Source organism: Paenibacillus sp. UMB7766-LJ446 (assembly GCF_030226665.1).
GTDB classification, from domain to species: Bacteria; Bacillota; Bacilli; order Paenibacillales; family Paenibacillaceae; genus Paenibacillus; species Paenibacillus vandeheii.
Window position 1 is genome coordinate 338,639 of the sequence record NZ_JASOYM010000001.1, and the last position, 24,468, is coordinate 363,106.

The 24,468-nt window shown below is 43.5% G+C and carries 24 protein-coding genes; 1 reads left to right on the forward strand and 23 read right to left on the reverse strand.

The window, feature by feature from the left end; genetic code table 11:
• Nucleotides 1-37: 37 nt before the first annotated feature.
• The 21 genes from QP794_RS01555 to QP794_RS01655 form a co-directional block, all read right to left on the reverse strand.
• A complete protein-coding gene (locus QP794_RS01555; protein ID WP_285074613.1) occupies nt 38-2,233 on the reverse strand; it encodes a phage tail spike protein in 2,196 nt (731 codons plus the stop codon).
• Nucleotides 2,234-2,245: 12 nt separating this feature from the next.
• A complete protein-coding gene (locus QP794_RS01560; protein ID WP_285074614.1) occupies nt 2,246-2,767 on the reverse strand; it encodes a phage distal tail protein in 522 nt (173 codons plus the stop codon).
• Nucleotides 2,768-2,959: 192 nt separating this feature from the next.
• Nucleotides 2,960-4,078, reverse strand: a complete 1,119-nt coding sequence (locus QP794_RS01565; protein ID WP_285074615.1) for a tail fiber protein — start codon at nt 4,076-4,078, stop codon at nt 2,960-2,962.
• 107 nt (nt 4,079-4,185) lie between these two features.
• Nucleotides 4,186-4,422, reverse strand: a complete 237-nt coding sequence (locus tag QP794_RS01570; RefSeq protein ID WP_285074616.1) for a hypothetical protein — start codon at nt 4,420-4,422, stop codon at nt 4,186-4,188.
• A 13-nt stretch (nt 4,423-4,435) separates the two neighbouring features.
• Nucleotides 4,436-5,851, reverse strand: coding sequence for a hypothetical protein (locus QP794_RS01575; protein WP_285074617.1), 1,416 nt, complete (start codon nt 5,849-5,851; stop codon nt 4,436-4,438).
• Nucleotides 5,852-5,867: 16 nt separating this feature from the next.
• Nucleotides 5,868-6,305, reverse strand: coding sequence for a phage tail fiber protein (locus QP794_RS01580; RefSeq protein ID WP_285074618.1), 438 nt, complete (start codon nt 6,303-6,305; stop codon nt 5,868-5,870).
• Between the two features lie 4 nt (nt 6,306-6,309).
• On the reverse strand, nt 6,310-6,867 hold the full coding sequence (locus QP794_RS01585) for a phage tail domain-containing protein (protein WP_285074619.1): 558 nt from the start codon (nt 6,865-6,867) through the stop codon (nt 6,310-6,312).
• Nucleotides 6,867-13,781 carry an NlpC/P60 family protein gene (locus tag QP794_RS01590; protein WP_285074620.1) on the reverse strand — a complete coding sequence of 2,305 codons (6,915 nt, stop codon included), beginning with the start codon at nt 13,779-13,781 and terminating at the stop codon, nt 6,867-6,869. The genes QP794_RS01585 and QP794_RS01590 overlap by 1 nt, the downstream gene beginning before the upstream one ends.
• A 12-nt stretch (nt 13,782-13,793) precedes the next feature.
• On the reverse strand, nt 13,794-14,102 hold the full coding sequence (locus QP794_RS01595) for a hypothetical protein (protein ID WP_285074621.1): 309 nt from the start codon (nt 14,100-14,102) through the stop codon (nt 13,794-13,796).
• Entirely contained in the window at nt 14,074-14,454 is a 381-nt protein-coding gene (locus QP794_RS01600; RefSeq protein ID WP_285074622.1) for a hypothetical protein, read from the reverse strand. The genes QP794_RS01595 and QP794_RS01600 overlap by 29 nt, the downstream gene beginning before the upstream one ends.
• 81 nt (nt 14,455-14,535) lie before the next feature.
• Nucleotides 14,536-15,321, reverse strand: coding sequence for a hypothetical protein (locus QP794_RS01605; protein ID WP_285074623.1), 786 nt, complete (start codon nt 15,319-15,321; stop codon nt 14,536-14,538).
• A 29-nt stretch (nt 15,322-15,350) separates the two neighbouring features.
• Nucleotides 15,351-15,557: a hypothetical protein gene (locus tag QP794_RS01610; protein WP_285074624.1), complete on the reverse strand. Its 207-nt coding sequence runs from the start codon at nt 15,555-15,557 to the stop codon at nt 15,351-15,353.
• Nucleotides 15,558-15,566: 9 nt separating this feature from the next.
• Entirely contained in the window at nt 15,567-16,001 is a 435-nt protein-coding gene (locus QP794_RS01615; RefSeq protein WP_285074625.1) for a hypothetical protein, read from the reverse strand.
• Nucleotides 15,998-16,576 (reverse strand): hypothetical protein, encoded by a 579-nt coding sequence (locus QP794_RS01620; protein ID WP_285074626.1) that lies wholly within the window; start codon nt 16,574-16,576, stop codon nt 15,998-16,000. Before QP794_RS01620 ends, QP794_RS01615 begins: the two co-directional genes overlap by 4 nt.
• Nucleotides 16,573-17,148 (reverse strand): hypothetical protein, encoded by a 576-nt coding sequence (locus QP794_RS01625; protein ID WP_285074627.1) that lies wholly within the window; start codon nt 17,146-17,148, stop codon nt 16,573-16,575. The genes QP794_RS01620 and QP794_RS01625 overlap by 4 nt, the downstream gene beginning before the upstream one ends.
• Complete coding sequence (locus tag QP794_RS01630; RefSeq protein WP_285074628.1) at nt 17,148-17,606, reverse strand: hypothetical protein; 459 nt, start codon at nt 17,604-17,606, stop codon at nt 17,148-17,150. The genes QP794_RS01625 and QP794_RS01630 overlap by 1 nt, the downstream gene beginning before the upstream one ends.
• Nucleotides 17,572-17,982, reverse strand: a complete 411-nt coding sequence (locus tag QP794_RS01635) for a hypothetical protein (protein WP_285074629.1) — start codon at nt 17,980-17,982, stop codon at nt 17,572-17,574. Before QP794_RS01635 ends, QP794_RS01630 begins: the two co-directional genes overlap by 35 nt.
• Before the next feature lie 14 nt (nt 17,983-17,996).
• Nucleotides 17,997-19,010: a major capsid protein gene (locus QP794_RS01640; RefSeq protein WP_285074630.1), complete on the reverse strand. Its 1,014-nt coding sequence runs from the start codon at nt 19,008-19,010 to the stop codon at nt 17,997-17,999.
• 15 nt (nt 19,011-19,025) lie between these two features.
• The gene (locus QP794_RS01645; RefSeq protein ID WP_285074631.1) at nt 19,026-19,394 is read right to left on the reverse strand and encodes a head decoration protein; all 369 of its coding nucleotides are present in this window, start codon (nt 19,392-19,394) and stop codon (nt 19,026-19,028) included.
• A gap of 1 nt (nt 19,395) precedes the next feature.
• Nucleotides 19,396-20,685, reverse strand: a complete 1,290-nt coding sequence (locus tag QP794_RS01650; RefSeq protein WP_285074632.1) for an HK97 family phage prohead protease — start codon at nt 20,683-20,685, stop codon at nt 19,396-19,398.
• Nucleotides 20,686-20,723: 38 nt separating this feature from the next.
• Entirely contained in the window at nt 20,724-22,181 is a 1,458-nt protein-coding gene (locus QP794_RS01655; RefSeq protein ID WP_285074633.1) for a hypothetical protein, read from the reverse strand.
• 215 nt (nt 22,182-22,396) lie between these two features.
• Between QP794_RS01655 and QP794_RS01660 the strand changes: the two genes are divergently transcribed.
• Nucleotides 22,397-22,999 (forward strand): hypothetical protein, encoded by a 603-nt coding sequence (locus tag QP794_RS01660; RefSeq protein WP_285074634.1) that lies wholly within the window; start codon nt 22,397-22,399, stop codon nt 22,997-22,999.
• A 270-nt stretch (nt 23,000-23,269) separates the two neighbouring features.
• On the opposite strand, the gene QP794_RS01665 is transcribed toward QP794_RS01660, so the two are convergent.
• The gene (locus QP794_RS01665) at nt 23,270-23,659 is read right to left on the reverse strand and encodes a hypothetical protein (RefSeq protein ID WP_285074635.1); all 390 of its coding nucleotides are present in this window, start codon (nt 23,657-23,659) and stop codon (nt 23,270-23,272) included.
• Nucleotides 23,660-23,737: 78 nt separating this feature from the next.
• Nucleotides 23,738-24,067: a hypothetical protein gene (locus tag QP794_RS01670; RefSeq protein WP_285074636.1), complete on the reverse strand. Its 330-nt coding sequence runs from the start codon at nt 24,065-24,067 to the stop codon at nt 23,738-23,740.
• Nucleotides 24,068-24,468 lie beyond the last annotated feature (401 nt).

The following is a 24,468-nucleotide window of genomic DNA, read 5'->3' on the forward strand; positions in this document are numbered from 1 at the left end:
TACCTCCGTATTGGTGCTATTTTCCTATTATGATACATTACGGAGTTGAAGTTGTGAAGGTTCCGCCCCAATTTGCGGCATTAGCAAGTCCATGGTTGTGCGTAGGCAAAGTAACAGAGTGTGAGTGGGAATAAAACGCTGATTCCAAATTCAAAATTCTATTCCTCAAAGTAGTCAATTCGGCCTGCAATCCTGTTACATCGGATATAGCCAGACCATTAACCGCACCTCCAAAGGTGACTGCCCCTTGCATCCGTATAGGGTTAGAGGTGTTATTCGAACCAATTATGATGCTATTTCCGTACATTGTAAGGACACCACTATTAGAATAAGAATTAATCTCCCCTACAGATGTTCCGTTTGCATCTCTCCAAATAATAGCTGCTGCGGCAGCATCATCTGTTGTTGCGATTTGAATACGATTTCGATTAGCGGCGTCATACGAACGGAACCCCTGGGAGTCTTGCTCTATTCTCCTGCCACTTGCTGCTGTTCGGATCAAAGCACCAGTAATAGTACCACCATTGATATTAGTTCCTGTTACAGTGGAAGCTGTAATTGATCCAGAGAAGTTTGCTCCTACAGCCGACATGATCCCTCCAGATGTAACAGTAAACATGCCATTCCCAACATTAATGGATGAACCTACGATTGCCCCATTTTTGAAGTTTGAATATTCGATGTTTGCGTAATTTGCTGTTAAGCTATTCGCTATTAAGTCGCCTTTCATGTTTAATCTAAAAGGCGCGCTATTAAACGAAGATGCTCCCGCCGCAATGCCCTTAGTGTTGATTTGTACAATGTCCTCACCATTACCGATCAGCATAGATACAAAGTTACCAAGTTGTCCTATAACCTGTTCGGCTACAACACCTTTTGCTGTAATAGCAGCACGGATTGACTTCCAGCCATCTGTAGATATCCCAATTCCTTTTGATGTCAGCCTGACTTGTTCCAAAGGATTCGTCTTCTCCTGCGCCAATATCCCGCCTTCTGGTGGATAGATCAGTTCTGTTTTACTGTTGTTGATGTCAATGACAGCCTGCTTTGCAAATGATTCAAAGACATCAGTTCGGATCTTCCCGTTTGAAAATAAGTTGTTGGTGATATTCTTATTTCGTTCCAGGTCACTGATAATATCATCGTAATCTCTTAAATTGATATTGGAGATCGTCGGTTCAGCATGCTTGTCCAAACTGTATGGATACTCTGTCAGTTCAGTGATACGGGCTTTCAGCCGGTTCATGCCCATATCTGGATCGATACACATGACATCATCGCCCAAATGAGGCTCAGGCTCAGTGTGGTCGATTTTGAACAAGTCTGCTGTGGAAATGGTAGCTTCCAGTGAAACAACCTCTTGCTCAAGTAGTGCCTTACGTGTAGCCTTCAGCAAATCCTCTGCTTCTTCGATATCTTGTTCAATAATTTCTCCATCGTAAAATGGAACCGAATCACTCGCCCAATATTGAGCAAATGGTGATATGAGATAGTTGACCGCGAGTTTACCATTAACAATCGTTCCTGGTATGCTCGACAATAAACTTCTTTCCAGATCCGTCAGCAAGGATGCATCCATGCCGATAAACGTCCGACCATCTTTCATCTGAGCAAACATCCGGGTAACAAGAGATTCGCCTTTGTCTTTGAATGAGCTGGACACGATGTTCTTTTTAAGCCGGTACTGCAAGCCGTGATCCGATCCTATCCTCTTCTTGAGGTTAATAACGAAATTATCAGGTTCGACCTCACATTCATACATATCGACGATCTTATTCAAAGCTTCCAGGCATGTTCCGCGCCCAAAATCCTTAACGTCATGTAAATCAAACGTATCGTGGATAACGAATTTAAATCTCCGGCCAGTAGCTTTTGTAATTAAGTCAGTAAGCTCGTTGAGATGCACGCCATATGCTTCGTCGATGTATGAAGCATAAGGGAATTTGAAATCATTCAGTTTGAACATGACATGATTACAATAGATTGAAGCCATTAGCTTCCGACCTTCACGGGACCGGCTCCTGGACTGAATAACATAAAATTGACCACGCTCATCTTGAACGTGGCCTTTGATTGCTATTTTTTCACGGTAATCATCTGAAGTCATTGGGACCATAAATGTTACCTCGTAATCACTGTTAATTCTTCTCCTTCGTTGTATATCTAAACTATCAACCAACGTGCCTACACGCCGGATGTTTTTATCAAATACTTTCATTGTTGGGTTAGGCATATCACACCTCAATTAATACAGGAATTTGTCTCTATGTGTAACACGGATCAGAACTTTTCTACCTGTTTCAGGGTCCGTCCATGTGAGATTGTTTTCTCCAAGGTTTAAATCAAAAAAATCACCTTCAAGTAAATGTGAAGCATTAACTCCATTTTGAGTTATCTTGTACGAATTGGCATCGATAACAACTTGATCACCTGGTTTGAACGGTCCTGTGAATTCAAAGAATTCCACATGGTACCGACTCCCCTTGGCAACTGCTCCAAAACCGACATCCATTACAGCCCGTTTGGTAATCTCCCGAATGAAATCCGCCTTGGTTCCGACAGCTACATCCATAATCGCCGTAAATGATATTTCCCGGACAAAATCCCCTGCCGCTCCCACATTGACATCCATAACCGCCGAACCCGTCATTTCCATCGTTGCAGCAGCTAAAGCAGATCCTGATACGTCAGCAACTGCCCGGCCAAAGACGAATACGGATATTTGGCGGTTAAAGGCCATGCGGTTAAAAGCCCCTCTGTTAAACATGACCTTCACCCCTTCAATGTAAAAAGCCCCCCTGACCACTCCAGAGGGCTTGTATAGTACATATTGCTAAGTGAGCTTAATCCTAAATTAACTCCTGTCTCCCCTGACCCTTAAGGTACTGATACTATTCTCTCTTCTTGAAGGTCTGGTTCTTTTAGATATTACATACCTATATGTGAACGATGTCCTCCTTTATACTTGAGTCATGTAGGTGTCCGGGAAGTTGATCAGGGAGCGACTTAGGTATGAGTTTGTGCCTGAAACCACTGCAGTGTGTATCAGTTTTAACGTGTTCATGTCCTGACCCGCTTGCATGTTGGTCCACCCGCTGTTTCGAATGGTTCTATCGGTTTGGGTGTAATAGGAATACCGATAACGGCGGTTCGCTGGTTCAATCACTAAGGTCAAAATATAAGTCAGAACGGACTGACCAGAACCTGACGCATAGGCTTGACCTACGGCAACCGCGCTGTTAGCGGCATCCGCTATGGTAAGACCACTTAACGTTGTATTGTCCGATGATAGGGACGAGTTACCTGTCATTGCTTCTAAGACCATACCTGTGCTGGATGAAAAGATCGTTACTTTATCTGCAGGTATATCGGCTACCGTGTTTTTGACAGATGCGCCATTGGTTGTACCGTTTACACCTATACTAGAAGCGAACTGTTGAAGTAGACCAGGAACCAGCGTTCCAGCGACACCAAAAATATCAATACCTTTGAGGATATTCCCGGCGACCAGATCGGCGTCACCCATTACCGTGATGGCGCTACTGTAGTACCCGGCTGCCTTCGTTTGATTAGCAGTACCAGGCGTCACAGTTCCTCCTGCACCCCGGTTCGCCATTGTTCCAATCAATCCATTTGCTGAAGCGTTACTAAATGTTGCTCCTGACAGCACTTGTGCCCCAGTAGCGTTCCCTGTTGCTCGGATTACTGTTTTAATCTTGGGTATGAGCTGCGCCCATGTTTCGGATGTGGATGCCGTTACTCCTATGGAGTTGAGAGCGGCAACCACTTCCGCTTTCCGCTCAACTCCAGATTGAAAAGCCAGTCCTACCGCTTTCTCAGTAGCAGCAACCTCTTCCCTATCGCCGTCTGTTTTGCTCGATAACTGGACCTTCCCTTTCTGAGTTAATGACGCGTCTGGAATATCCATCTCGTTGACTAATTGGCGAAGCTCTTCTACATCTTCCCGCGTTGCAACACCCTCATCAATCTTCTCAAAGATGGCATTAATGCCTACTCGACTCACACTCTCGTTCCCCAAAGGCAAGGGCAGTTTTAAACGATTCGTTTCAATTGGCATGATTAACTCCTCCTTTTGTTGTTATTAGGTTTATACGATTTAGTTTAATTGTTGTTAAATGATCTGAAACAAGACGTAAAAATAGCGCTCCATAGTTGGAACGCCTGTTACAAAATTTCGTTAAATCCTTTGATATTATCGGGATCGCTATCGCGAATAGCCTGTTTGACTTCAGTGTTAGACTGCAACGCTTCTTCTATCGCTTCCCCGAACATTTCAATAAATTTATCTACTGGGGTAAGGATGCCGTAATAAATGATCCCGTTTCCCCAGTAAACAGATTCTCCTATATACGGGTCATTAACAACCATATAGTTTGATTTGATCCACTCTGTAGAATTCACATTTACCCTCTCCTTATCGTTTGAAATACGCTTCCACAGTGAGATTTGCTGCTACTCCAGTGTTATTATATATTTGGTACCTCGAACCATCCCAACCCTGATAAGTAAGATATGAATAGTAAGCATTTGGGTTCACAGTGTCTGTAAACAGGACTGTTCCGTTATGGTTAATTCTTGGAGTTGGCCCCAGTAGCATCAGTGCGTGCTGTTGAGCCATAGATGCACTTGTAGTAACAAATGCTATATTAGGTTGGGTTGCATAATTATATGCTCTACTCGAATTCGCTGGAATTGATTGGGTTTGAGTAACCAGATCTGCTGTTGCTGCGGGCACACCCGCTACCACAATGGGGTAGTCATATATACCAGGTTGTAGCGTTTGAGCGCTGGTTGTTGGCGTTACGTTGGTTTGCGATGTGTTGCGCACAGCTATATTTCCTGTTACATCCCCGTCCTCGTTTGTTGCTGTTTTCCCTGCTCTGATATCCCCAGCTACTGCTGTGCCAGAACCACCAGAGCTATCGGCCAAAAAATCCGTACCAACTTTTCGAAACATATACGGCTTGCCTGCGACCAGTTTGCCTGCCGCATATGCAATTCCCTTTTGATCTTTTAACGGAACAGCGCCAAGTCCGTTTACATTGAGTGTTGGACTTGCTCCGTTTGCAACGTGCGGCACAATCGTAATGCCAAATCCATCAGGTAGAGATGCAGGCGCCGGATCAAGCGTGGCTGTGTACGCCGTTGCCGTGCCAGTAGTAGCCGCATATCCGGGCTGTCGGATATAATCCTGCACGATTGCGCTATAGTCATCTGTATTGAGGATGCGCTTGAGAGTAGGCGTAAAAGATGCGCCTGCTGTTGTAGCGATTGCCCCCATGTCAAACATCCAAGCGCCTTGCAGGCCAGCACCAAGCCGAAACACAATCCCGCGTGCGCCCATATTGGCATGAGTGTTACGGTAACGATATACAACTCCTGCTGCATCCAGATAACAGTTATGCCCATACAGTACATACCCTCCACTGCTGGCACTGATCTCTCCCCAATTGTTTATGCGCAAGGGTCCTGTCAACGCTCCGCCTGCTTTTGGTAAACTCGCATCAGCTACTGTTTTAGCCTCAAGAATGTTATTTAAAAAAGCGTTATGGTCATATGCAGTAAAATACCTCGCCAACTTCGTTCCGACCGTCCATGATTTCGCTGTGCCTTCAAATCCCCTAATTACTCCCGATACTGTATTTCCAGATAACCCGGTATACAGGACTGTCTCGGCCGATTCATCCGTTCCCAATGTCAACACATTGGGCGCAGGAGGCAAGACGGTTCCATCCAAAACAGTAAAGGTCGTTTGTGTCTCGTTTATAGCCTGGGCTAGTTCAGTTTGCTTGCTATTTACAGATCCAGGATACATTTCTCGCATCGCCATCGTGATTGTCCCCTCCTTAGCTCACCCTTACCTCGACTTGGTTTGTCAAGAATTTGAAAATGTCATTATTTAAAATACTCCGTGGTGTTTCAAGCGTCCCGAAATAATAAAGGTTTCCCCCTGTAACGGTATCCCTCAGTCCGAAATGTGTAATTGTACCCCAATTCGCTGTAGCCGCCGCAAAAGGTACATCTGCTGCAGATTTGATGGCCATCTTTTGTATATTGCTCACGACACCAGTGATTGGATGAAACTCTTGAACTGTAATTTGAGCTGGTTCAGCAAAGGTCAGTATTTGCCTGCCATAACCTCCACCGGATACCTCTTGCCCCGTATCATTCCAAGTTGGATCGGAAGTGTAAAGAGCAACATAGAGTTTGTCTGGGAAAGTGAATTTCTCTCCCCTCGCTGAAACATTGAGTTGCTTGGTTGCTAGATACTTACTGATGTTCATTGGATCACCCCTCTAATAAATATTCATTCTGAATCCTAAAATTTTGAATCGTTGTGGAGCCTGTGTTGGTTAGGACGATTACAGGACTAGCTCGTTCATCACCCGATGACATTACCTTTATAGTTTCTGGTGAATTGACGATTGTCTCCTCCAGCATGTTCTCATCGCTTTCTGGAAAAGGATGTTCTCCCATCTTGATCGGGATTGTCAATTCCCCATCAAAAAGAATCTTTTCAATATCAAGCGTTCCAGCATATCGCCCGATGTATCTTCTTCCTGGCAAATCGTCGAAAGTGAATATGATATCCCCTTTTTTAGCATTAAAAAGAGCCGCCACTTGGGCGACTCTCCTATGATAGTCAAGGGTAGTATCATCAGCCATGATGATACACTCCAGGTTAATTACTCTTGGGCCATAGGTGCTGCCAAAATCGATCTCTCCATCCCGTCCTGCAATTTCGAGACTGTAGTCCCTCGTCGGTGGCAACACCGGGATGTTGTGCTTCTTCAGGCCAAGCCCAAGCTCTCTAAAGGGCTTTCCGTCAGCAGTAGCATTGATCATTATCCCTTACCTCCCCTTGCCTGCATCCTGCGCATCAAATTATCGCGTTCACTCCAGAAGACCTTCGCAGCCGATTCGTCCGCGATATAAGTATCTCCTGATTTAATTACGAATTGATTACTGGTTCTCTCCGGATTTACTCCGTTTGAACCTTGAGGGACTGAAAACTCAGGCATTGTAAAGTCTAGTCTGTGCATTCGTAGGTTTAGGAGATTAAACAACGAATCCTGTTGTCGGTCATTAAGGATAGCTTCTCCAGCGTGCGCAATAACTGGAACAGCAGCACCGCGAGGACCTTTGACTACTCCCCCTTCACTAAAATGCTGGAGTTTTCCTGTATCTTTATCGATTCCATATTTCTTACGAATCGCATCGTTTTGTTCTTGAAGGAGTCGCATCGTCTCTGCATCACCACGAGCTTTAGCTGCATCCCAGGCATCCTTGTTGGCGTTATATGTGTACAGATCAATTTCCTTCTGATATGAAGAGTCCTTCGATGCAGTTCCAGGAGCCAAAGCCCCACCAACGACATCAGTCCCTCCAATTGCAGCACTTGTCGCAGCAATCTGATCAAGGCGACTCTGATACTCCAAAACAAAAGCATCAAGCATTCCAAGGATCGTTTGATTTTTCTCATTTTCCTTTAGTATCTGAATGTTTTTCAGGTTTTCAGCAGACAATTCAGTGTTTGAAGAGAATTCATCAAATGCTACTGAAAGATCATCATAATGCGATTTAGCATCTTGGATCTTATCGTCAAAATCTTTTTCGCGAGTTGTTTTCTCCTCTTGTAACGCCGTTTTCTGATCCTCAAGCGCTTGTTTGGCTAGCTTGCGACCATGTTCACGATCCAGGTCCTCAATGTCTTTTTGGACTTGTTTGCGCTCAGCAACACCTTCAGGACCAACAGCAGACTGGAGCTTTTCAAGACGAGCAACTTTCTCTGCACGCTGTCTCTCATAGTCATCCTGATCATTAGTTCGCTCCATAGATTGGATCAGATCATCAATTGCTTTGATTTTGGCTTCTTGAGCTGAGGTGAAAGCGTCCTTTTCTGACTGGATACGTTTGATCTCCTCATCCCGAGCGCTGTCCAGCAACTTCTTCTGCTTAGTTACCGATTCAGATACTGCCTTGGTCATTTCGTCCATAAGTTTTTTCTTTAGATCGTAGACCTTTTCATCCGCATCCATTCGTTGATCGCTTCCTACCAGATAAGCAGCCTGAAGCTTCATATACTCAGTAAGTTCTTGCTCAGTAGTCATTTCACCGATGGCCTTCAAGTGATTAATTCGTTTCTCAGCAGAGGAATAGTATTCTTTGTCCAAATCATTTCGCTGCTTATATATTTTCTGTTCGAGATCCCATTGTTGTTCAGCTGATAAGGTTTTATCAGCCTGCATTTTTAGGTACTCTTGCAGTTCCCATTTCATGATGTCTACTTTTTGACTGCCGGCCATTTCCATCTTTAAAGCTTCTTTGGTCATCCACTTCTCTGAAAATTCATAACGAGACTGAATTAATTTCTTCGAAGTATCCTGGTACATTTTTTCTGCTTCTGCTCTTTGTTCTGCCTTTAATGTCGTATCATTTCGCATACGATTGTATGCTTCAGCCTGCATCTGATATATTTCAACCTCAGACTTCCCTTGTCGCTCCATCTGATCCGTCTGTTTCTCAATCCAACTGGTTGAATTTTTGAATTTCAAATCCGTTACTTTGTTTGTCAGGTCATATACTTGTTTAGCCGATTCAACACGTTGTTCCTCAGTGAGGGCCGTATTCTTGAGTTGCCCCTGATAAAACTGAAGTTGTGTCTTGGTCATTTCCATTTCAGAACGACCTTGCTGACGCATACGCTCAACACGGGCTTCCATATTCGCCTGTGCTGTATCAAATTGGTCACTGGCATACTGATCCTTCATGTCTTCTTTTTCGGACTGCACATCCCCGATTTTCTCAGTCAGGCTCCGGCGCTTGTTAGTCAATTCATCCGATTTCAACCCGGATTGTTCGATCATCTGACGCTGCTCCTGCATCAGTTTCTGAATTTCTGTTTTGAGTTTCAACTGAAGCTCATATTCGGATTTGTACTCTTGGGAGTCTTTCTTCATGTTTTTCTGCCGCGCTTCAGATTGTTTTAAAGACAACTCTTTGTCGGAAATTTTCATATCTTTAATGCCGAGTTTACTTTCCAGTTCCGAGACATCAATGTTGTAAAGCTCATCACTAATCCGTAGCAATTCACTATCCGCTGTGTTTTTAGCATCCGTTAATTGTTTCTGTGTAGGTGTAGTGGTTTTTTGTGGTGAATAATCAGCCAGGATTTTATCTACATACCCAACATCGCCGTATACCTTGCTGTTATAGACTTTTTTGTACTTGTCAGAATAAGCTTGCATATCAGCTTTGTTGTACCCGCCTGATTTTTGGAACCAATCAATGATACCAGCACCCATGTTGTAGCCACCAAGAGCCATGGCGACATCTCCACCGGATTTTTTAAGCAACTCGGAGAGCATCTTAGTGCCTGCATCAATACTCTGTTTTACTGTCGCATTGTTCATGCCATTAACTTGCATGACGTTTGTTACCCCATTGGCTCCAAAAGTTGATTCGCGTTGGATCACAGCAGCGACAAGATACGGGTCAACGTTAAATTGACTTGCAGCAGCGTTAATTTCAGAAGCGTATTTCCCGGCATACTTAACATTGCTGTTGCTCGCTTGAGTAACGTTTAATGATGTAGAAGATGCATTGTCATTGGATAACCCAGGAATACGAGTTGCACCATTATACATGGGCCCCCAATAGCTATTGTTTAAATCCGAAACTTTTAGTCCAGACTCCCCCATTTGTATAAACTTGCTGTCACCCATATAAATACCAACATGTGAGTTATCCTTGCCATTGGTATTGAAAAAAACAAGGTCTCCAACTTGTAGGTTTTTCTTTGAAACCGCAGTTCCTGCTTTGGCTTGTTGAGCTGCGGTACGCGGTACCTGTACGCCAATTGTTTTAAACATCTCCTGCACAAACTGTGAACAATCCGAATAGGCCCGTTCTTTAAACTCACTGAACGAACCATTAAGCTCACCTGGTATTTGTTTATACTTCATCACGCCTGAGTTTGCCAAGTCAACAGCAGTGGATAACATTTTGGCGATATCTGTCGATGGTGCTCCGCCTGTTGTTATCTCCACCTGAGAGGAAACGAGCTGCGACGGATCATTGTATCCTTGTTCATAAAGCTTTTGTTCTTCCAGTAAGGCTGTACGCTTCTGTGCGAGAATATCAAGGTACTCTTTGGACGATTTCGCTACACGCTTCTGCTGGGAGTCCAATTTTTCAAGTGATTTGTTATACCCCTCGATTGCTTTCTGCAAATCAGTCATGATGTCTACAGTCTCTTTACGGGCTTTGTTTGAATCTTTTGTAGAGTCTGTATTGTCGTCAATTCCAAAAGTATTGTCATTCAGAAGTTTAGTCATCGCCTCAATCTGATCATTGCTTAGTTGCAACTGCCCAGCGTATTGCTTTATAACATCATTTAATTCTTGAACACGCTGTTTTTTTACAGAAAGCTGATCATCTGACATCTTATTAAGCATATCGCTCTGGCTTTTTAAAGCATCAGCAAGGCCGCTCGGGAGCGAGGAGGGCAAATTAGCGAAAGGAGGATTTGCAGCATTCTTTTTCTGCTGCTCTGAGATTTCTGATTCAATGTCGGCAATCTTTTGTTTGGCTTCTGCAAAGGTTGTGATAGCCTCAAATTCTTTCCCGTAGAACTGGATTCGTTTTAAGCTTTCCAATGCTACCGTTCGAGTTGAATCTCTTTCTGCTTTCAAATCATCTATCGCTTTCTTGATTTTCGCCTGTCTAAGTTTTTCGAGCACTTGTCCCTCAAACATCCAACCGTCAGTGGTTTTTCTGATCTGTGAAGCCAGTTCTGGATATTTGAGAATTAAATCTGCTACTGCTTGAGCGCTGAGAGATTGCCCGTCAGCCAGTGTTTCAGCTACTTGATTGAGTTCAGAAACAGATGCAATATTTGCCTGAACCGATTCCCTTAATGCTTTTGTTTGTTCCACTAAATTTTCAGTCAGTTCTTCAATGGTCTCGGAGACTTTTCCGTTTATACCTGCTAAAGAATCCATCTCTTTTTGTGCGTCCAAGGCTTCTAATGTCATTTGACCCATCTGAACATCAGCATCGCTTAATGCGGCTTGCAATTCACGGTTCTTCGCTTCAAGAGATGCCAGTTCATTCTCCAGGGTCTTAAGCTGCTCTGTCCTGTTTATATTTGATCCGAAAGACGCAATGCTTTTATTTACAGCATCAATTTTAGACTTCGCTTCTTCAATGGCAGAAACGTTTGCAGTTAACTGATTTCCCAGTGAGTTCTTTTGATCTTCCAGAACGTTTTTTCTAGCCTCTCTCTGCTTCTCGATCAACTGATTAAGATTATCTATCTGTTGCTTAGTCGCTGTGTCTGTGAAGCCTGCCGCTTCGAGCTGAGCCAACCCCTCTTGACCAATTGTCATCGCAAGAGCTTTAGAAACTTCCTCAAGTTGTCTCTTAGCCTGCTCTTGTTTACTTGAGGAGAGAGTTCCACTGTCGATCATTTTTTTCAGTGAGTTGTGCGCATTAACCATTTTTGGCAATAAATCAATCTGCCGTTGATATTGACTGATCATCTGCTGACTCGCAGAATCGTTATCTTTCAGACTTTGTAATCTATCGCGCTCGGCTTTGTCTGCTTCTCCGCTTTTAAAAGCGAAAATGGCAATAGCACCTACCAGCAGTGATAACCCTGCGGTTGCTGCTGCCATAGTAACGGTTGAGACTGCTTGCGCTTTGCTCAGTGAACTAGTCGCCACTGTAGCCGCACCTGTCGCTACTGTTTGGGCTTCTCTAGCAGCAGTCTGTTGCACTGTAGAGACAATCACACCTTCACTGGAAACGATATTTACTGTGTTTGCAGCACTGTTTGCTGCGGTTGCTGCTGTCCCCGCAACAGTTGTAGCCGCTTCTTTAGCTTTAGCTGCATTTAATACTTCAATCGCTGCGACTACAGCCATTACAGGCCCTCGTAATGCTTTGTATGCTAAAAGCAAACCGGTTAACCCGGCAGTTGCTGCATAGACACCCGTAGGAATTTTCGTTAATCCGATCAGGAGTTGATCTATACCGTCCAGCACGTCTTTGATCATCTGGCGAAGGCCGTCTTCTCCAGCCGTGTTAAAAATCTCAAGGAGAGAGGTTTTGGTCTGTGCAGCCTTCCGCTGAATTGTATCCATCTGAACGGTTAGGTACTGCATTGTTGATCCGGTGGAACCCACTGAAGCAGCAGTACCGAGAAGTATATCCCCAACGTTTAGAGACGCTGCCAATTTGGCATATTGATAAACCCCGCGTGAAATATCCGCATAGGATTGTGTGAGGTCATAGTTCTTGTCTGTCACCTGGATGGACAAATCCAATAGAATATCTTCAGCTTTACGCCATTGTTCGACACCATCGACTACCTCTTTAGTTTTAACGCCAAGACGCTCGATTTCGTCCACCGCTTTATCCGTTCGAATCGTACCGAGGACCGTTTTCCACATGTTACCCAAGTTCTCCCCGGATAAGGCAGTGTTCCGCACACCAGAGGAGATCAGACCGTTCATCACGTCGAACGATACGCCTGTCTCCGCAGCAATTTTACCGGTTCTCTGAAAAGCAGCTCCCAAGTCACGAGCAGGAGCCATCGTATCATGCGCAACTTTAGACCAGGAGTCCAAAACCCGGTTACCAATTACCATGGCATCATTCGCATTACTGATGTGTACACCATACTGAGACATTACGGATTCCATGGATTTGGTTGCGTCTTCGAGCTCTACCATATCGACCGTGGACAACTTTGTAGACTGACGGACAAGCTCCTGGACTACGTTTACATCTTTGTACATACGGCCCCAGAGACGAGCTGACTCCGTTACATCCAGAATGTTCGAACCAAGCTCATGAGCAGTATGGATGAATTGTTGAGTTTCCTTATTCAACCTTTGGGTGTCCATAATCATTTTGTTGGTGCCATCTTCGAAATGTACAAAATAATGCTCATTGGTCTGCACGTAACCGGCCATGTTTGATTCGATGTCAACCAAGCCTTCTTTCATGGCCTGGGTGACTTCGTGCATCGCTTTGTACACGCTGTGGAATATAACGGCATGTGTAGCCATGTCTCCTAATCTGCCAATCCAACTTTTAGAGACAGCATCCATTGTGGACCCCATCCGTTTGGTTTGCTGTTCAGTTTGAGACAAAGCATGTCGAATCCTTTGTTCCTCTTGCAACACTTTTTCTCGGAGAGCTTCTTCTTTCCTCTGTCGCTCGGTAAGAGCAACACGTATCTTCTGTTCTTCTTGCAAAACACGCTCTCTGGTGCGCTCATCTGTACCCGCACCCGTTGCCCTTGCAGCCTCCTGCCCGGATTTAACAGAACGATTTTGAAGAATCTGCATCTTTTGTTGATGCTCACGTTCAGATTGCTCAATCTGTTGATTTCGTCTATTGATCAGTGCTTGTTGTGCCTGCATTTTTGCATCGATTAAACGGTTGGTTTGCTCCATCTGTTGAGCCTTGGCACCAAGCAAAGCAGTTTGAGCAATCTTTTGCTTTTGTTGAGCTTCGTATTCAGCTACAATCTTTTGACGCCGTTGCTCTGAAGTTAAAGCCATCTTATCCATAGCTGAAGATATATTCTTGTATGACTTCTCCGCTGTTGATAACTCAGCATTCAGTGCCTTGAAAGCGTCTGCGTTCCCTCGCGCTCCAGTGTCAATGTTTTTGAAAGACTGGAGGACTTTACCTGTATCTAAATTAATCCGCGCAGCAACGACATCTCTATTTGTACCGTCTGCCATAGTAACTCCTCTCTATCTTGGCTGGATGAAACCTAGATCGGATAAGTATTTTGCCTTCTTCGGCTTTTTGTTTTCAACTTTACCCCCATGCAACACAATCTCGAACTCACGAGAACGTTGTTTCTCATTCATCAAAGCCCGGATTTTAGGGATGGTCATATTAGGCCACTCTGTATCTGATATCCCGTTGCTGATACAAAGTGCCCATAGACCAAGCCAATCGGTTCCCGGATGATCTGATTCTTCCTCGTCGTCTGAATCGTTGTCATCCGGGTCTTGTGGGAATGATTCCTTATAGAAATCGATCCAGGACATCATCAAGTGACTTAATGCCCTCCATGTCTACCTGTTCATACTCTTCATCCGTTAAACCCTCGACAAAAATCATATCAAACGCTTTTTTATATGCCTGCTCAATAGCTGGGCAGTCAATAGCAGGAATGTCCTGTTCTCCCACTTGCGTTGCTTCTATCGCATCACGACCAATGACATAACTAAAACGAATACCTTTAAGGTTCTTTGCTTGTTGTCGCACTTCACGGATTAATTTGATCGTACCTACTTTAATTGTCTTCTTGATTCCTTCAGCCAGCCTCACTGTGCTGCCAATATTTAAAGTCTGATCCAACGTTTTTTCTTCTTGCCCTTCGACTACTTGTTCAACTTCACTCATGTTCATTCTCCTTTGAATTGAAATATGGTTTTTACCAAAAAAAGAACCCCACCGATTACCGGCAGGGTTGTATTTGATAGATTAAATTCCGAACTTGATTGTCATAGCGTGTCCTTCTGGATTATCTGCCGACCGTCCAGGTTCCATTACTTGAAGGTCAATTGTTGTCGTGTTAGCCTTTTTACGCTCCTGCGACACATCCAATGTACCGCCACCTAGAGCTTTGAAGATCGTTACTTGCACCGGAACAGGCTTTCCATCCTTATCATCAATTAACTCAAAACGGTGCGTAAGTTTGAAGGGTGCTGGACGGCGTGTTCCATTGAACGCAGTTTCTGTACCCTCTCTTGTCCATTTGTAAATGACCAGTATCTCCTTGCCTTTATTCGTATCCGAAGATGCGATTTTGCCCGTTGTATCGATTACATATTGTTCGTCCGTTGGTGTAGAGGCCACTCTGGTGAGAAGAGTACGTTCATCGGTATCAGCATCAACAAGATATACCGCATCGCTCGCTTCAATAAATGTACCTGCGTACTTCGATGGAGCCTTGATTATATATCCGTCAACTCCCAGGATGCCTTGTTCAGTCTCGTCAAACTCCATGGTAGTACTGCGCTTTGTTGTAGCGCCTTGAGACATATCTGCGATAACTGGAGAATAACGAGGTACTTCAATGCTCACCTTATCCTGCAAGTCTCCCGCAGTGTAATGGAAAGCATAACCGCTGTCACCACCCATGACCCCTTGCCAGTCGAATTGAAGTTGCAAGGTAAGTTTGGATACCTTGTCCTCCACATACTTCACTTTCCCATCCAAATCTGTTGCTACAACTGTACCAACGCCGTCAAAAACTAATGGTCTCATAGTTATATTTCCTCCTTTTATTATGACGCTTATACAAGCTCCCAGAGCCGCGCATCAATATCTTCAATTCGTTTGTAATCTTTAGTCTCTTTGTATCCTGCGATAGGTTGCTGACCATCCATTAATCCGAGTTTTTGAGCAAGACGAATCTTTTCTCGGATCAGCTTCTCCAGCTCAGGAAATTCTTCCTTATGTTCCTGTTTGGTATCTGTTGCTTCCATCTGTTTTTCAGACATATCCTCACCTCAATTCATTCGGAGATAGTCCACGTCAAAAATGGCCTTGTATCCTTTGACTCCTTGTATTCCAGTTGCAAAATCAGCATCGTATGTCAGTCCACAAAGGTATGTCGCCCAACCTGGCATCGTAATCCTTTTATCGTGCAGCACGCTGAACGCTCTTTCAAATAGCTGCTTCGCCGCATAACCTGTACCGGCATAAAAATCTAAGCAAAACTTCCCCTCGAACACTAATTGATTTGGAGAAAATCGTCCTGGCATCACATATTGGCAGATATGAGGAACAGTCTCATGACTTACAGTGATTTCCGGCTCCATTCCCTTAGTCAATCTCTTTACTACCTCTTCGGATGGTGAAGATGCATCAAGTTCAAGCAGTTCCATTAGCTCCGAATCACTTTTAAGCACATGTTGAACTGCATCCAACAATTGCAAACTCAACCCTTCACCTCCCTGAAGTAGCGATGATATGGGAAATCAGTAATAACGCGACTGATTCCGTTCAAAATCCGTTCCCGGTTCGATTCGATAGCAATACGCATGAAATAAGTAGGAGGAGTGGCTTTGAACGAAGGATCAAGATCTCCCCGTTCTGCCAACTCCTCCAAATCAACGCCTGCATATCCGCCTTTGGACTCCTTAATCGTTCCGTCAATAGCTCGGTACTTTCCTCTACCCCGGCCTACAACAACTCGGCTCCCCTTTGGCCTCAGCCGGTTCCATGCTTCACTGTTCATATAACTCACCAGACCCGGGTTTTGACTCGGGCCAGCCATAAGTGAACCCTTACCAAACTGCTCCAGCCACGCTTGCCAGTAATCAGCAGTGATGTCTCCTGATATCATCTGGTTCGCCAGAACAGTCATTTGCATTTCCAAGCTTTCTCGGACAGCCGGGTAGTATCTGATGCCAGTCTTGGCAGTAAGCATAACAATTTTCGTTAGACCTGTGATTTCAACCGCCAACTTGTTCTCCAAGTCCCTCGCTGCACGTTCTGCATCGTACCCCGTAATCATCGCCGGTCCTCACACAATTGGATGTATAGTAGATTAGGATATTTGATCCGATCTACTACGTCCACTTGATATTTCTTTCCGGATATCAAAATGCGATCTGGACTCATAAGCGCCGGATCACTCGGTTCTCTGACATCGACATCGGTTTGCAAAAGAAGTATCAGCGATGTGGTTGGTAGAAGACCAGGTTCTTCTTGTTTAAGTTGAGCAGAGACACGTTGAGCAAATCCGACAATTTCAGCAGCAACAGGTGTAAACTCAGGCTTCCCTTTGGGATTGTCATTCGCATCATACTCCTGCATGTACCGTTGTACTTCGACAGTAACATTGGTTTTGATTAAGGAACAGTATTTGTCTTTGGTTGCAGTAAAGCGAAGGGTTTGGACCAAGAATGTCATATCTTTCTGCACAACATTCCCAGGTAATACAGGTGACTTAGTAGCAAAAAGACCATTGTACATGTACTCCTTACCAAGGACAGTAGTCGCCTTTGTTTCTCTCGACAGAATGACTTTATCGGGTTCCCCATTCACGTTGCAGGGAGACTGTCTGTGAATGAAATCTTTGAACATTAGAAGCGCCGCCTTTCCTTCTCCCTAGTGGGACCAGACAATCCTAACAATGGCACTCCCAAACTTTCTTGAACGGTGGAAATCAATTCAATGAACTCATTGGCCTCATCAACTAATTGTGATGCGCGTTTCTCCCAATTGACTGCCTGATTTTCAAAAGAAAAATCGAAGTCTTTCATTGTTTTTTTGATTCTCGCAGCCATTGATGGAGCCAGTATAGCAGCAACCATACAAATGGCTGCTGCATATACATAGGCTTGATCATCTCCAGTCAAATAAGCGTAGTCAGGAACTGCCTTTACAACCCTTGCTTCACCGATTGGCAAAACAGAAAGAGCGTCTATATCGGAGTCAGATATTACATCCTCACCAACGCCTAGACGCCCTCTTATTTCTTCGTGATATGTTTCTTTCGTAAGTATCTTATTCGCCACCAGCGTCACCGCCAGTTGCGGCAATGGCCTCTTTCAACTCTTCGATGCCCATTTTTGTGTAACCATGAATTTTCATCTCTTTCGCAACAAATTTCAATTCCTTCAGTTCATCGTCCAAATCACCACTTTTAATATCAGATTGCAGTTCAGCAATTTGAGCCAAAAGTTCTGCTTCGCGCTTCTTCGATTCGTCCAACTCTCCCTGAAGCATTTGTTCACGTTCTGATGGAGTGTCCGTAGAAGCTAAATCGCCCTCAATGATCTCAGCTAACAACTCTCCGGTTGCTGCATTACGTACTTGCTTTTTAGCAATCTCAACAAGTCCATCAGGGGCATCTTTTACGATGTCCCCTGCGTTGTATTCCCCAACAGCATCAACCAAAACTCTCACGATCGTCATAGGTCGTTCCTCCCTCACGCCACTGTAGCAAAGATATGCCAATTGACGTATTTCATACGCGGCAGCACAGTTGCCCCGTTGATTACTTGCCATTGGTCAGGGTCGCCTTTAATCAGTTTAGCCAGCGCGAATTTTCCAGTGTGACCAGTGAAGATGTCTTCGTAGTTGTTCGGGCTGGTCACCAGATCCATGATAGAACCTGTCATGCCTTGACCAATGATGATTACAGCGTTGTCAGGAATGAATGGGTAGAATGTTCCTGTATCGTCAATGTATCCGCCATCATACACTTCGTATTGAAGACCATTCAGGTTTTGGCTGACGATTTCTGAAAGCGAACCATCCGTTACAATATCTTTGCCGTAGGTGAATTTGATCAAATCGCGGATTTTTTCGTTTTGCTTCAAGTAACTGTCCACTTTTTTATTAGCTACAACTTTAACACCTCTTGCGCCACTCCCCCTGAATCTCAGAAGCCATTCATCCAGGTTTTTTAACGGATCGGCAGTTGCGGTATTATTCCAAAGGACATCAGCCGTAGGCTTGTTATTTGCCGGAACGCCGTAGTCGATTGTCCGAGAAGGTTTATTCTCTGTTGCTGGAACAACCAGGCTACCTGTAAGTGCCTGCCAACGCATCCACTCGAATCGTGTTTCAAGGCGTTGGTTGAGATTCACCATTTTATCAATCATATATTCTTCGCCCCAAGTTTGCTCAAGGCTTGTGCCCGGCTTACGAAGAGTGGCAATCTTTTCTCTGTCTATGATTGCCTTCTCACGCCATTCTTGGTTGGTGAATTCCATTTGTTTCACAACAGGAGCGGCATGGATCGGAGAAGGATCATTGAGTCCAGTAGGTGGAGTCATTCCGGTATCGTCGTAGGTAACGTCATATTTAATCGTCAGCCCGAGTTCTGGTTTAAAATCCACACCATTTGTCAGGATTTGAGCACCTCGAAAACTGTTAATATCTGTCCGAATGTTCTGAACGACTTCCGTCAGGAAGTACGGGTCAAGTACGTTTGCCATTTATTTTGTTCCCCCTTATACAAAGTAGCAAAGCTTAAGCGCCGTTTTAGCCGCTGCATCAATGCCTGTAATTTTAGATTCAGTGAAAATTCCAGCAATCCACGCTGAAGCGCCGATATCGGTAAGTGTAGTATCGTGATCATTGTCCAAAATGCAAACAGCGACTTGCGAACCGTCAGAAGCTGAGGAGAGATAAGGAACAAATTTTTTGGAAGCAGTAACCCTTCCGAGAATAGTCCCCTTCTTAATCACTCCGTTTCCTTGTGCAAGCAATACGCCCCCAGGAATCCTCGCTTGCAAGTCCGTGGAAGCAAGAACTTCAACAAATTCCTGCGTGTTAATCTGACCAGGTCCCGGTGCGCCGTTGTATTGAGATCCAATCATATTACTTATCCTCCTTCAGCAGATTGCTTCTGCCGGTATTTTTGAGCGCAGAGATGGCATCAGCTCTAGCCGCTTCCTTTGCCTCTGTTTGGAGTTGTTCTGGTGTCTTTTGACCAGCCCCTTGAGCATTAGTCGGTGCTGTTCCGTTTGCCGCTCCTGCAGGAAGGTCTGGTTTATCCCCCTCGGTATGACGACCACCGCCACCCAACACAGCTTGAGCCTGGGCTTCGTAAGTCGCGCCAATTTTCTCAATCTCAGATACCGGCAAGTGGGATAGCATAACTTTTATAGTTTCGGTGTTAAACGCTTCCCCTAATGCACGGACACCAGCTCCACAGGCTTGCTCCGTAACTTTCGTCTTGTAGACTAGGCCATCCGCAGCTTGAGCGCTCAGTGTAGCCAACTTAGCGGCAATGTCCGCATCATTTTCAACTCCCAGTGCAGCCCGGACTTGTCCGAGTACACCATTTGCTGACGCCAATGCATTAGCTTGAGTTTGTGCTGCTGCCAAAGCAGCTTTTTGTTCTTCGTTCACAGTGTCATCTCCTTTGGCCTGTGTTTCGGCCTCATTGTTTTTTTCTTGCTTGATCACAAATCCATCTAGACCTGATTTGCCGCTAAAAGAATAAAAGACGCGCCCGCCACTTGGTAGTGACTTCGCATCTTCAGATAAAGCCTCCCATTTTACAGTTGATTGTGTTTCAGCAGCACTACTCATACCCACTACTCCAGCACCCGGATAAGCTCCGTCAAAAACGAGTGAGTTTTCCATAAGATCACCGTCATTAATATCAACCGTGCAGAGTTTTGTATCATACTCTCTGCCGCGTATGTGAGGGCAATTCCCACCGAAATATTCCTGCCCACAAATGGAACACGTTTGGCTGCTTACCGTGAAGCCGATGGAAGTGTCAAAGATCGTTCCGGCATCAATACCTTCCGCTATTTGATCTATCTTGATGTCTCCGACCTCTTGACCCAACTTCATATAATGATCTGCATACAATGCCAGTTCATCGCCATCCATCTGCAACCGACTGTCAAAAGTTCTTCCAAGTGGAATTGTCATAATGCCTAAGTTTGACCATGAGTGATCTAACAGCAGCGATACACCTTCTCTGGCTTGGACAGCCATCTTTCGAAGGAAGTTAGGTGTTAGTCGGTAAAAACGGCGTGGAATGATTTGATCACCCACAAGTTTGGCAGGAAATACATAAGTTTCATCCTCGGTGAGAGGAACGCGAGCAAGTTGATTTATTCTCGCCAGTTGTTCTGGACTTGGCTTTGCCACTTACTTTTTCACCTCCTTGATATAGTAAAATTGCAAACTCACTCATTCTGCGAAGTGACAGAAGGCTGCGTTTGTGTCGGAGAGTGTTTATTCTCCAGTTCTGAAATTAATTCAAGCGGAATATTAGGATCAAGTCCCATTATCCACCGTGCTTCAACAGCCGCCTCTTTAGGCGTGATGTAACGTTCTTTTTCAGCAAGTACATAATTGTTCAGCTTCGCCCTTAAATCTCGTTCTCGTTCCATTTCAGAACGCAAATCAATCGGAGCGTAATCTGCTTCTACATGCGTTTGAACACCACGTACTCTTGCAGCCATAGAAAAAGCCCGCTTCCAAAAACGCTTGGTTACGTTTCGAGCGGACTCTACTGACTTGATATATATTTGTGTATCCACGGAGCTGTATGTCTCAGTGGAACCTTGATGCCTAGATAGTAATGTAAGCAAAGTCTTCAATCCGGTTGCCATCTGAGTATCGATAATATCAATCAATTTCTTGATATCGATCATCGGCCCTGAATTGCCACCCTTGAGATATTCAACTTTCACACTATCCCAATGAATCATAGCGTCATCTGGATTAAGCGAATTAAAATGTCCCATAATTTCACTCATACGTTCAGTCAACCACTTTTGCTGACCAGCAGGATTATTCTTATATTGATTAGGCGTGTTTTTTAATAAAACTTCCTCAACCACGGAAATATCCAGTCTTGGGTATCCCTGATTGTGAACAACTGCCTTCAAGTCCTGCAAAACCTGTAAATGAAAAAACACCGCTTGAAGAACAGGTAATATCGGTGTTCGACCATACGGATCATCTATCATCGGATCGAACTCTTCATAAATGAATGTCGGCGTATCGATCTTCTTATACTGACCAAACCATTCTTCGCCAGCACGAGGACGTGGGTTCTTGATATATTGCCAAGGAATAAGTCGATTTGTCCCTTCTTCTCTCCTGAACCAAATTGTCGCAGGGTCAACAGGTATGATATCAATCACATCATTACAGCGCTCGTTTAGAACTACTTCACCAGCACAAGCCCCACGTACCATAATCATCATCCGCTGAATTGTATCAAGCTTATCTAACGACCTTCCATGCTGATAACCAGGTGAAGGAAGTGGAGAATCCAGTAAGTTCTTGATTGCATCCAAAGCCCTCTGCCCATTCTTATCGTCACTACCATTCTGCTTCTTTGCTGTAAATGTAAGTGGTGTGTCACCCATGCGCAGAAAGTTGTAGAGCGCATGCGAAATATCAGGATGAACAGATACAAGAATCTCAAGTAGTTCCTCTGCTGTGTGATTCTGTAGTTTGGTCAGATCAATATTATGAGCACTCTGGTACTTTTTCGGGAGCCAATTGAATATATCCCATCCGTTTGACGATCTTGGTGAGGTCATCCTGCCAAAACCCATCATCTGACGCTTTACCGCAGCCGGAAGCACCGAATTCGCAAATGAATAAACTGCTTTATGATACCATTTCAATGTTTCACCTCCAGACATAAAAATAGAAGGCAGGAAAAGTTTCCTTGCCTTCTAAAGTTCTTCATACTTCTATGGATTTATAATATCATTCGTTTTGTACGAAGTTACTACGGATTTAATCTTTGTTTCCATACATTCATCTCCATCACCATATAAAAAAATTCCACTTACATTCCGATAGTATTAATATCAGCAAAAACGGAAGGTTGATTAGGATGAATTCGTATATTGTAATTGCTCTGTTCGCTATCTTTACAGTTTCTTATGTAATAATAAGCTACCATCTATTTATCAAAAAAATAAACTCCCCCTTTTCTAATATTAAACTAAAAGAAAGCTTTAACTTCTTAAACAAAGAACTTATCTCTCCTTTAATGAGTATAGAGAAATTGTATGAAAAGTATAGAAGCCTCCCACCCAGAAAATTTATTTTCTCCAAGATGGAGATTGATAATGGAAAACTTAAACATGATGATTCATTTATAAATAGTGTTATAGAGTTAGCAAGTAAACTAATAATCACGGTTGGTATTGCTGTAATTACTCTTACTGCTTCTATCCAAGTTGCAGTGCTTAGCTTCGCTCAAAATAATACTTCTTTAAAAGAAATAGATCAATTAGGATGGTTAACAAACATAACGAATAGCCACAAAGGATTGATCTATACATTAAATTCATCAAACTCTTTTATTACTGTATGTGGAATATTATTTATTTTTTCCATGCTAATTCTACTTTTAACTAATTTAAAAAAGGATGAATTTAATAGACACTCCTTAGTAATTCAAGAGATAGAAAAAGAAAAGAATAAAAATTAATTATTGTCTCTTTTTTACAACACAATACTATCCCTTTATTAATCAGTCAATAACTATGAAGAAGTTCCAATCCTATATACAGGGTTGGAGCATCTTTATAGTTTTTCTGCTGATTAGATGTTTTATGTTACTTCTAACGGGTGTAATTGGTCTCCACCTTTACATATCCATCATATGCATGCGAAGGTTATCAATAAAATAGTCAAGATACAGCTTTCTTTCTGTTACATGAGACTAAAAGAAAAAGCACCACGATGGGTGTTAGTGATACTAAATCGTATTATTGATCCACTGTTGAATGAACGCATCAGTTGACTTCCATGCTTCAATTAAACTGTCATGCGTGCTGCTTAACCAAGATGTGTTTGTATCCTTGTCAGTAATGACTTGTTTTAACTCAAAGATATAACTTTCATAAGCTTTAAAATAACTTTCTATTTCTCCACGATCCAGTTCATTTTCCCGATAGATTCGTAATAACTCTATATGATTTTGTTGAGACATGGACAAGTAACCTTGAGCAATGATATAAATTGTCGTTTCATCATGCTTCTCCAGTGTACTATAAGCCTCACAAGCATCAGAATAAGAAAAATGCAATATCCGCTTGAAATGATATAGAGTGTTAATCAATTGGTTTTTCTCTTGAGTTGGATTCATATAATCACTCTCCTTCGACATCATATTTCGACGTCAGGAAGGTTTTTCCTTCAAAAGAAAAATCACCCCAATAGGTGACTACTCTTTTTTATTGATCTTGTATATTTCATCAAGTTGTTCCTTTAGCTCGTTAAGTTGTCCAACAGTCGTGTATTTCTCCTCTGTGCCAAATAAATTATCAATCCAATCATACTGTGTTATATCTTCACTTACTTCTCCCTTGCCGTCAACAAGCGTTTTCTCAAATTTCACTTTTTGACCTTTGATAATCGCAGCTTTCATTTCATTGAATATCTGCTGAATTGTCTGGCAATGTTCTCTATCATTCATCTTATACGCATCACCTAAATCACCTATGTTAACCACAAGATTGTTACCGTCATTGCGCTTGCGGATGATAACACTCATAGCAGTACCTCCCTTAAAAAGGTTAATTAATTTAATACTTCTTTAGTACAGACTAGCCTACCATCTTTCCTATCCCCAACTTTGACTGCGGAATGACCTCGGCTGGAGCTTAAATACTCACATGCAAACTTTGGCGCTTTATTTTTTTCCCAAATTCACTTGTAAACTGGGCATATTCGAATTCTTCTCCACAACATGGGTAACCAGTTTGGAACTCCACACACCATGATCTCCCTGATCCTCAGTATACACGCATCAAAGTTGGAATATCTCAATATCGCCGACAGTTACATCAGGTTCACCTCATCATAGGAAAAGGGATGTGTCCACGCCTTGTTGCCGCATTAATCTGATCGATTGGCACGATTTTGATGTTCATATTGGAAACCCTTTTAGTGAAA

Excerpts from the sequence above, each read along its gene's own strand:
- QP794_RS01645 (WP_285074631.1), bottom strand. The coding sequence starts at position 19,394 with ATGATTGGATCTCAATACAACGGCGCACCGGGACCTGGTCAGATTAAC.
- QP794_RS01625 (WP_285074627.1), bottom strand. The coding sequence starts at position 17,148 with ATGTTCAAAGATTTCATTCACAGACAGTCTCCCTGCAACGTGAATGGG.
- QP794_RS01660 (WP_285074634.1), top strand. The coding sequence starts at position 22,397 with ATGAATTCGTATATTGTAATTGCTCTGTTCGCTATCTTTACAGTTTCT.
- QP794_RS01565 (WP_285074615.1), bottom strand. The coding sequence starts at position 4,078 with ATGCCAATTGAAACGAATCGTTTAAAACTGCCCTTGCCTTTGGGGAAC.
- QP794_RS01575 (WP_285074617.1), bottom strand. The coding sequence starts at position 5,851 with ATGGCGATGCGAGAAATGTATCCTGGATCTGTAAATAGCAAGCAAACT.
- QP794_RS01600 (WP_285074622.1), bottom strand. The coding sequence starts at position 14,454 with ATGAGTGAAGTTGAACAAGTAGTCGAAGGGCAAGAAGAAAAAACGTTG.
- QP794_RS01605 (WP_285074623.1), bottom strand. The coding sequence starts at position 15,321 with ATGAGACCATTAGTTTTTGACGGCGTTGGTACAGTTGTAGCAACAGAT.
- QP794_RS01585 (WP_285074619.1), bottom strand. The coding sequence starts at position 6,867 with ATGATCAATGCTACTGCTGACGGAAAGCCCTTTAGAGAGCTTGGGCTT.
- QP794_RS01610 (WP_285074624.1), bottom strand. The coding sequence starts at position 15,557 with ATGTCTGAAAAACAGATGGAAGCAACAGATACCAAACAGGAACATAAG.
- QP794_RS01580 (WP_285074618.1), bottom strand. The coding sequence starts at position 6,305 with ATGAACATCAGTAAGTATCTAGCAACCAAGCAACTCAATGTTTCAGCG.
- QP794_RS01640 (WP_285074630.1), bottom strand. The coding sequence starts at position 19,010 with ATGGCAAACGTACTTGACCCGTACTTCCTGACGGAAGTCGTTCAGAAC.
- QP794_RS01670 (WP_285074636.1), bottom strand. The coding sequence starts at position 24,067 with ATGAGTGTTATCATCCGCAAGCGCAATGACGGTAACAATCTTGTGGTT.
- QP794_RS01560 (WP_285074614.1), bottom strand. The coding sequence starts at position 2,767 with ATGTTTAACAGAGGGGCTTTTAACCGCATGGCCTTTAACCGCCAAATA.
- QP794_RS01555 (WP_285074613.1), bottom strand. The coding sequence starts at position 2,233 with ATGCCTAACCCAACAATGAAAGTATTTGATAAAAACATCCGGCGTGTA.
- QP794_RS01665 (WP_285074635.1), bottom strand. The coding sequence starts at position 23,659 with ATGAATCCAACTCAAGAGAAAAACCAATTGATTAACACTCTATATCAT.
- QP794_RS01590 (WP_285074620.1), bottom strand. The coding sequence starts at position 13,781 with ATGGCAGACGGTACAAATAGAGATGTCGTTGCTGCGCGGATTAATTTA.
- QP794_RS01635 (WP_285074629.1), bottom strand. The coding sequence starts at position 17,982 with ATGACGATCGTGAGAGTTTTGGTTGATGCTGTTGGGGAATACAACGCA.
- QP794_RS01620 (WP_285074626.1), bottom strand. The coding sequence starts at position 16,576 with ATGATTACGGGGTACGATGCAGAACGTGCAGCGAGGGACTTGGAGAAC.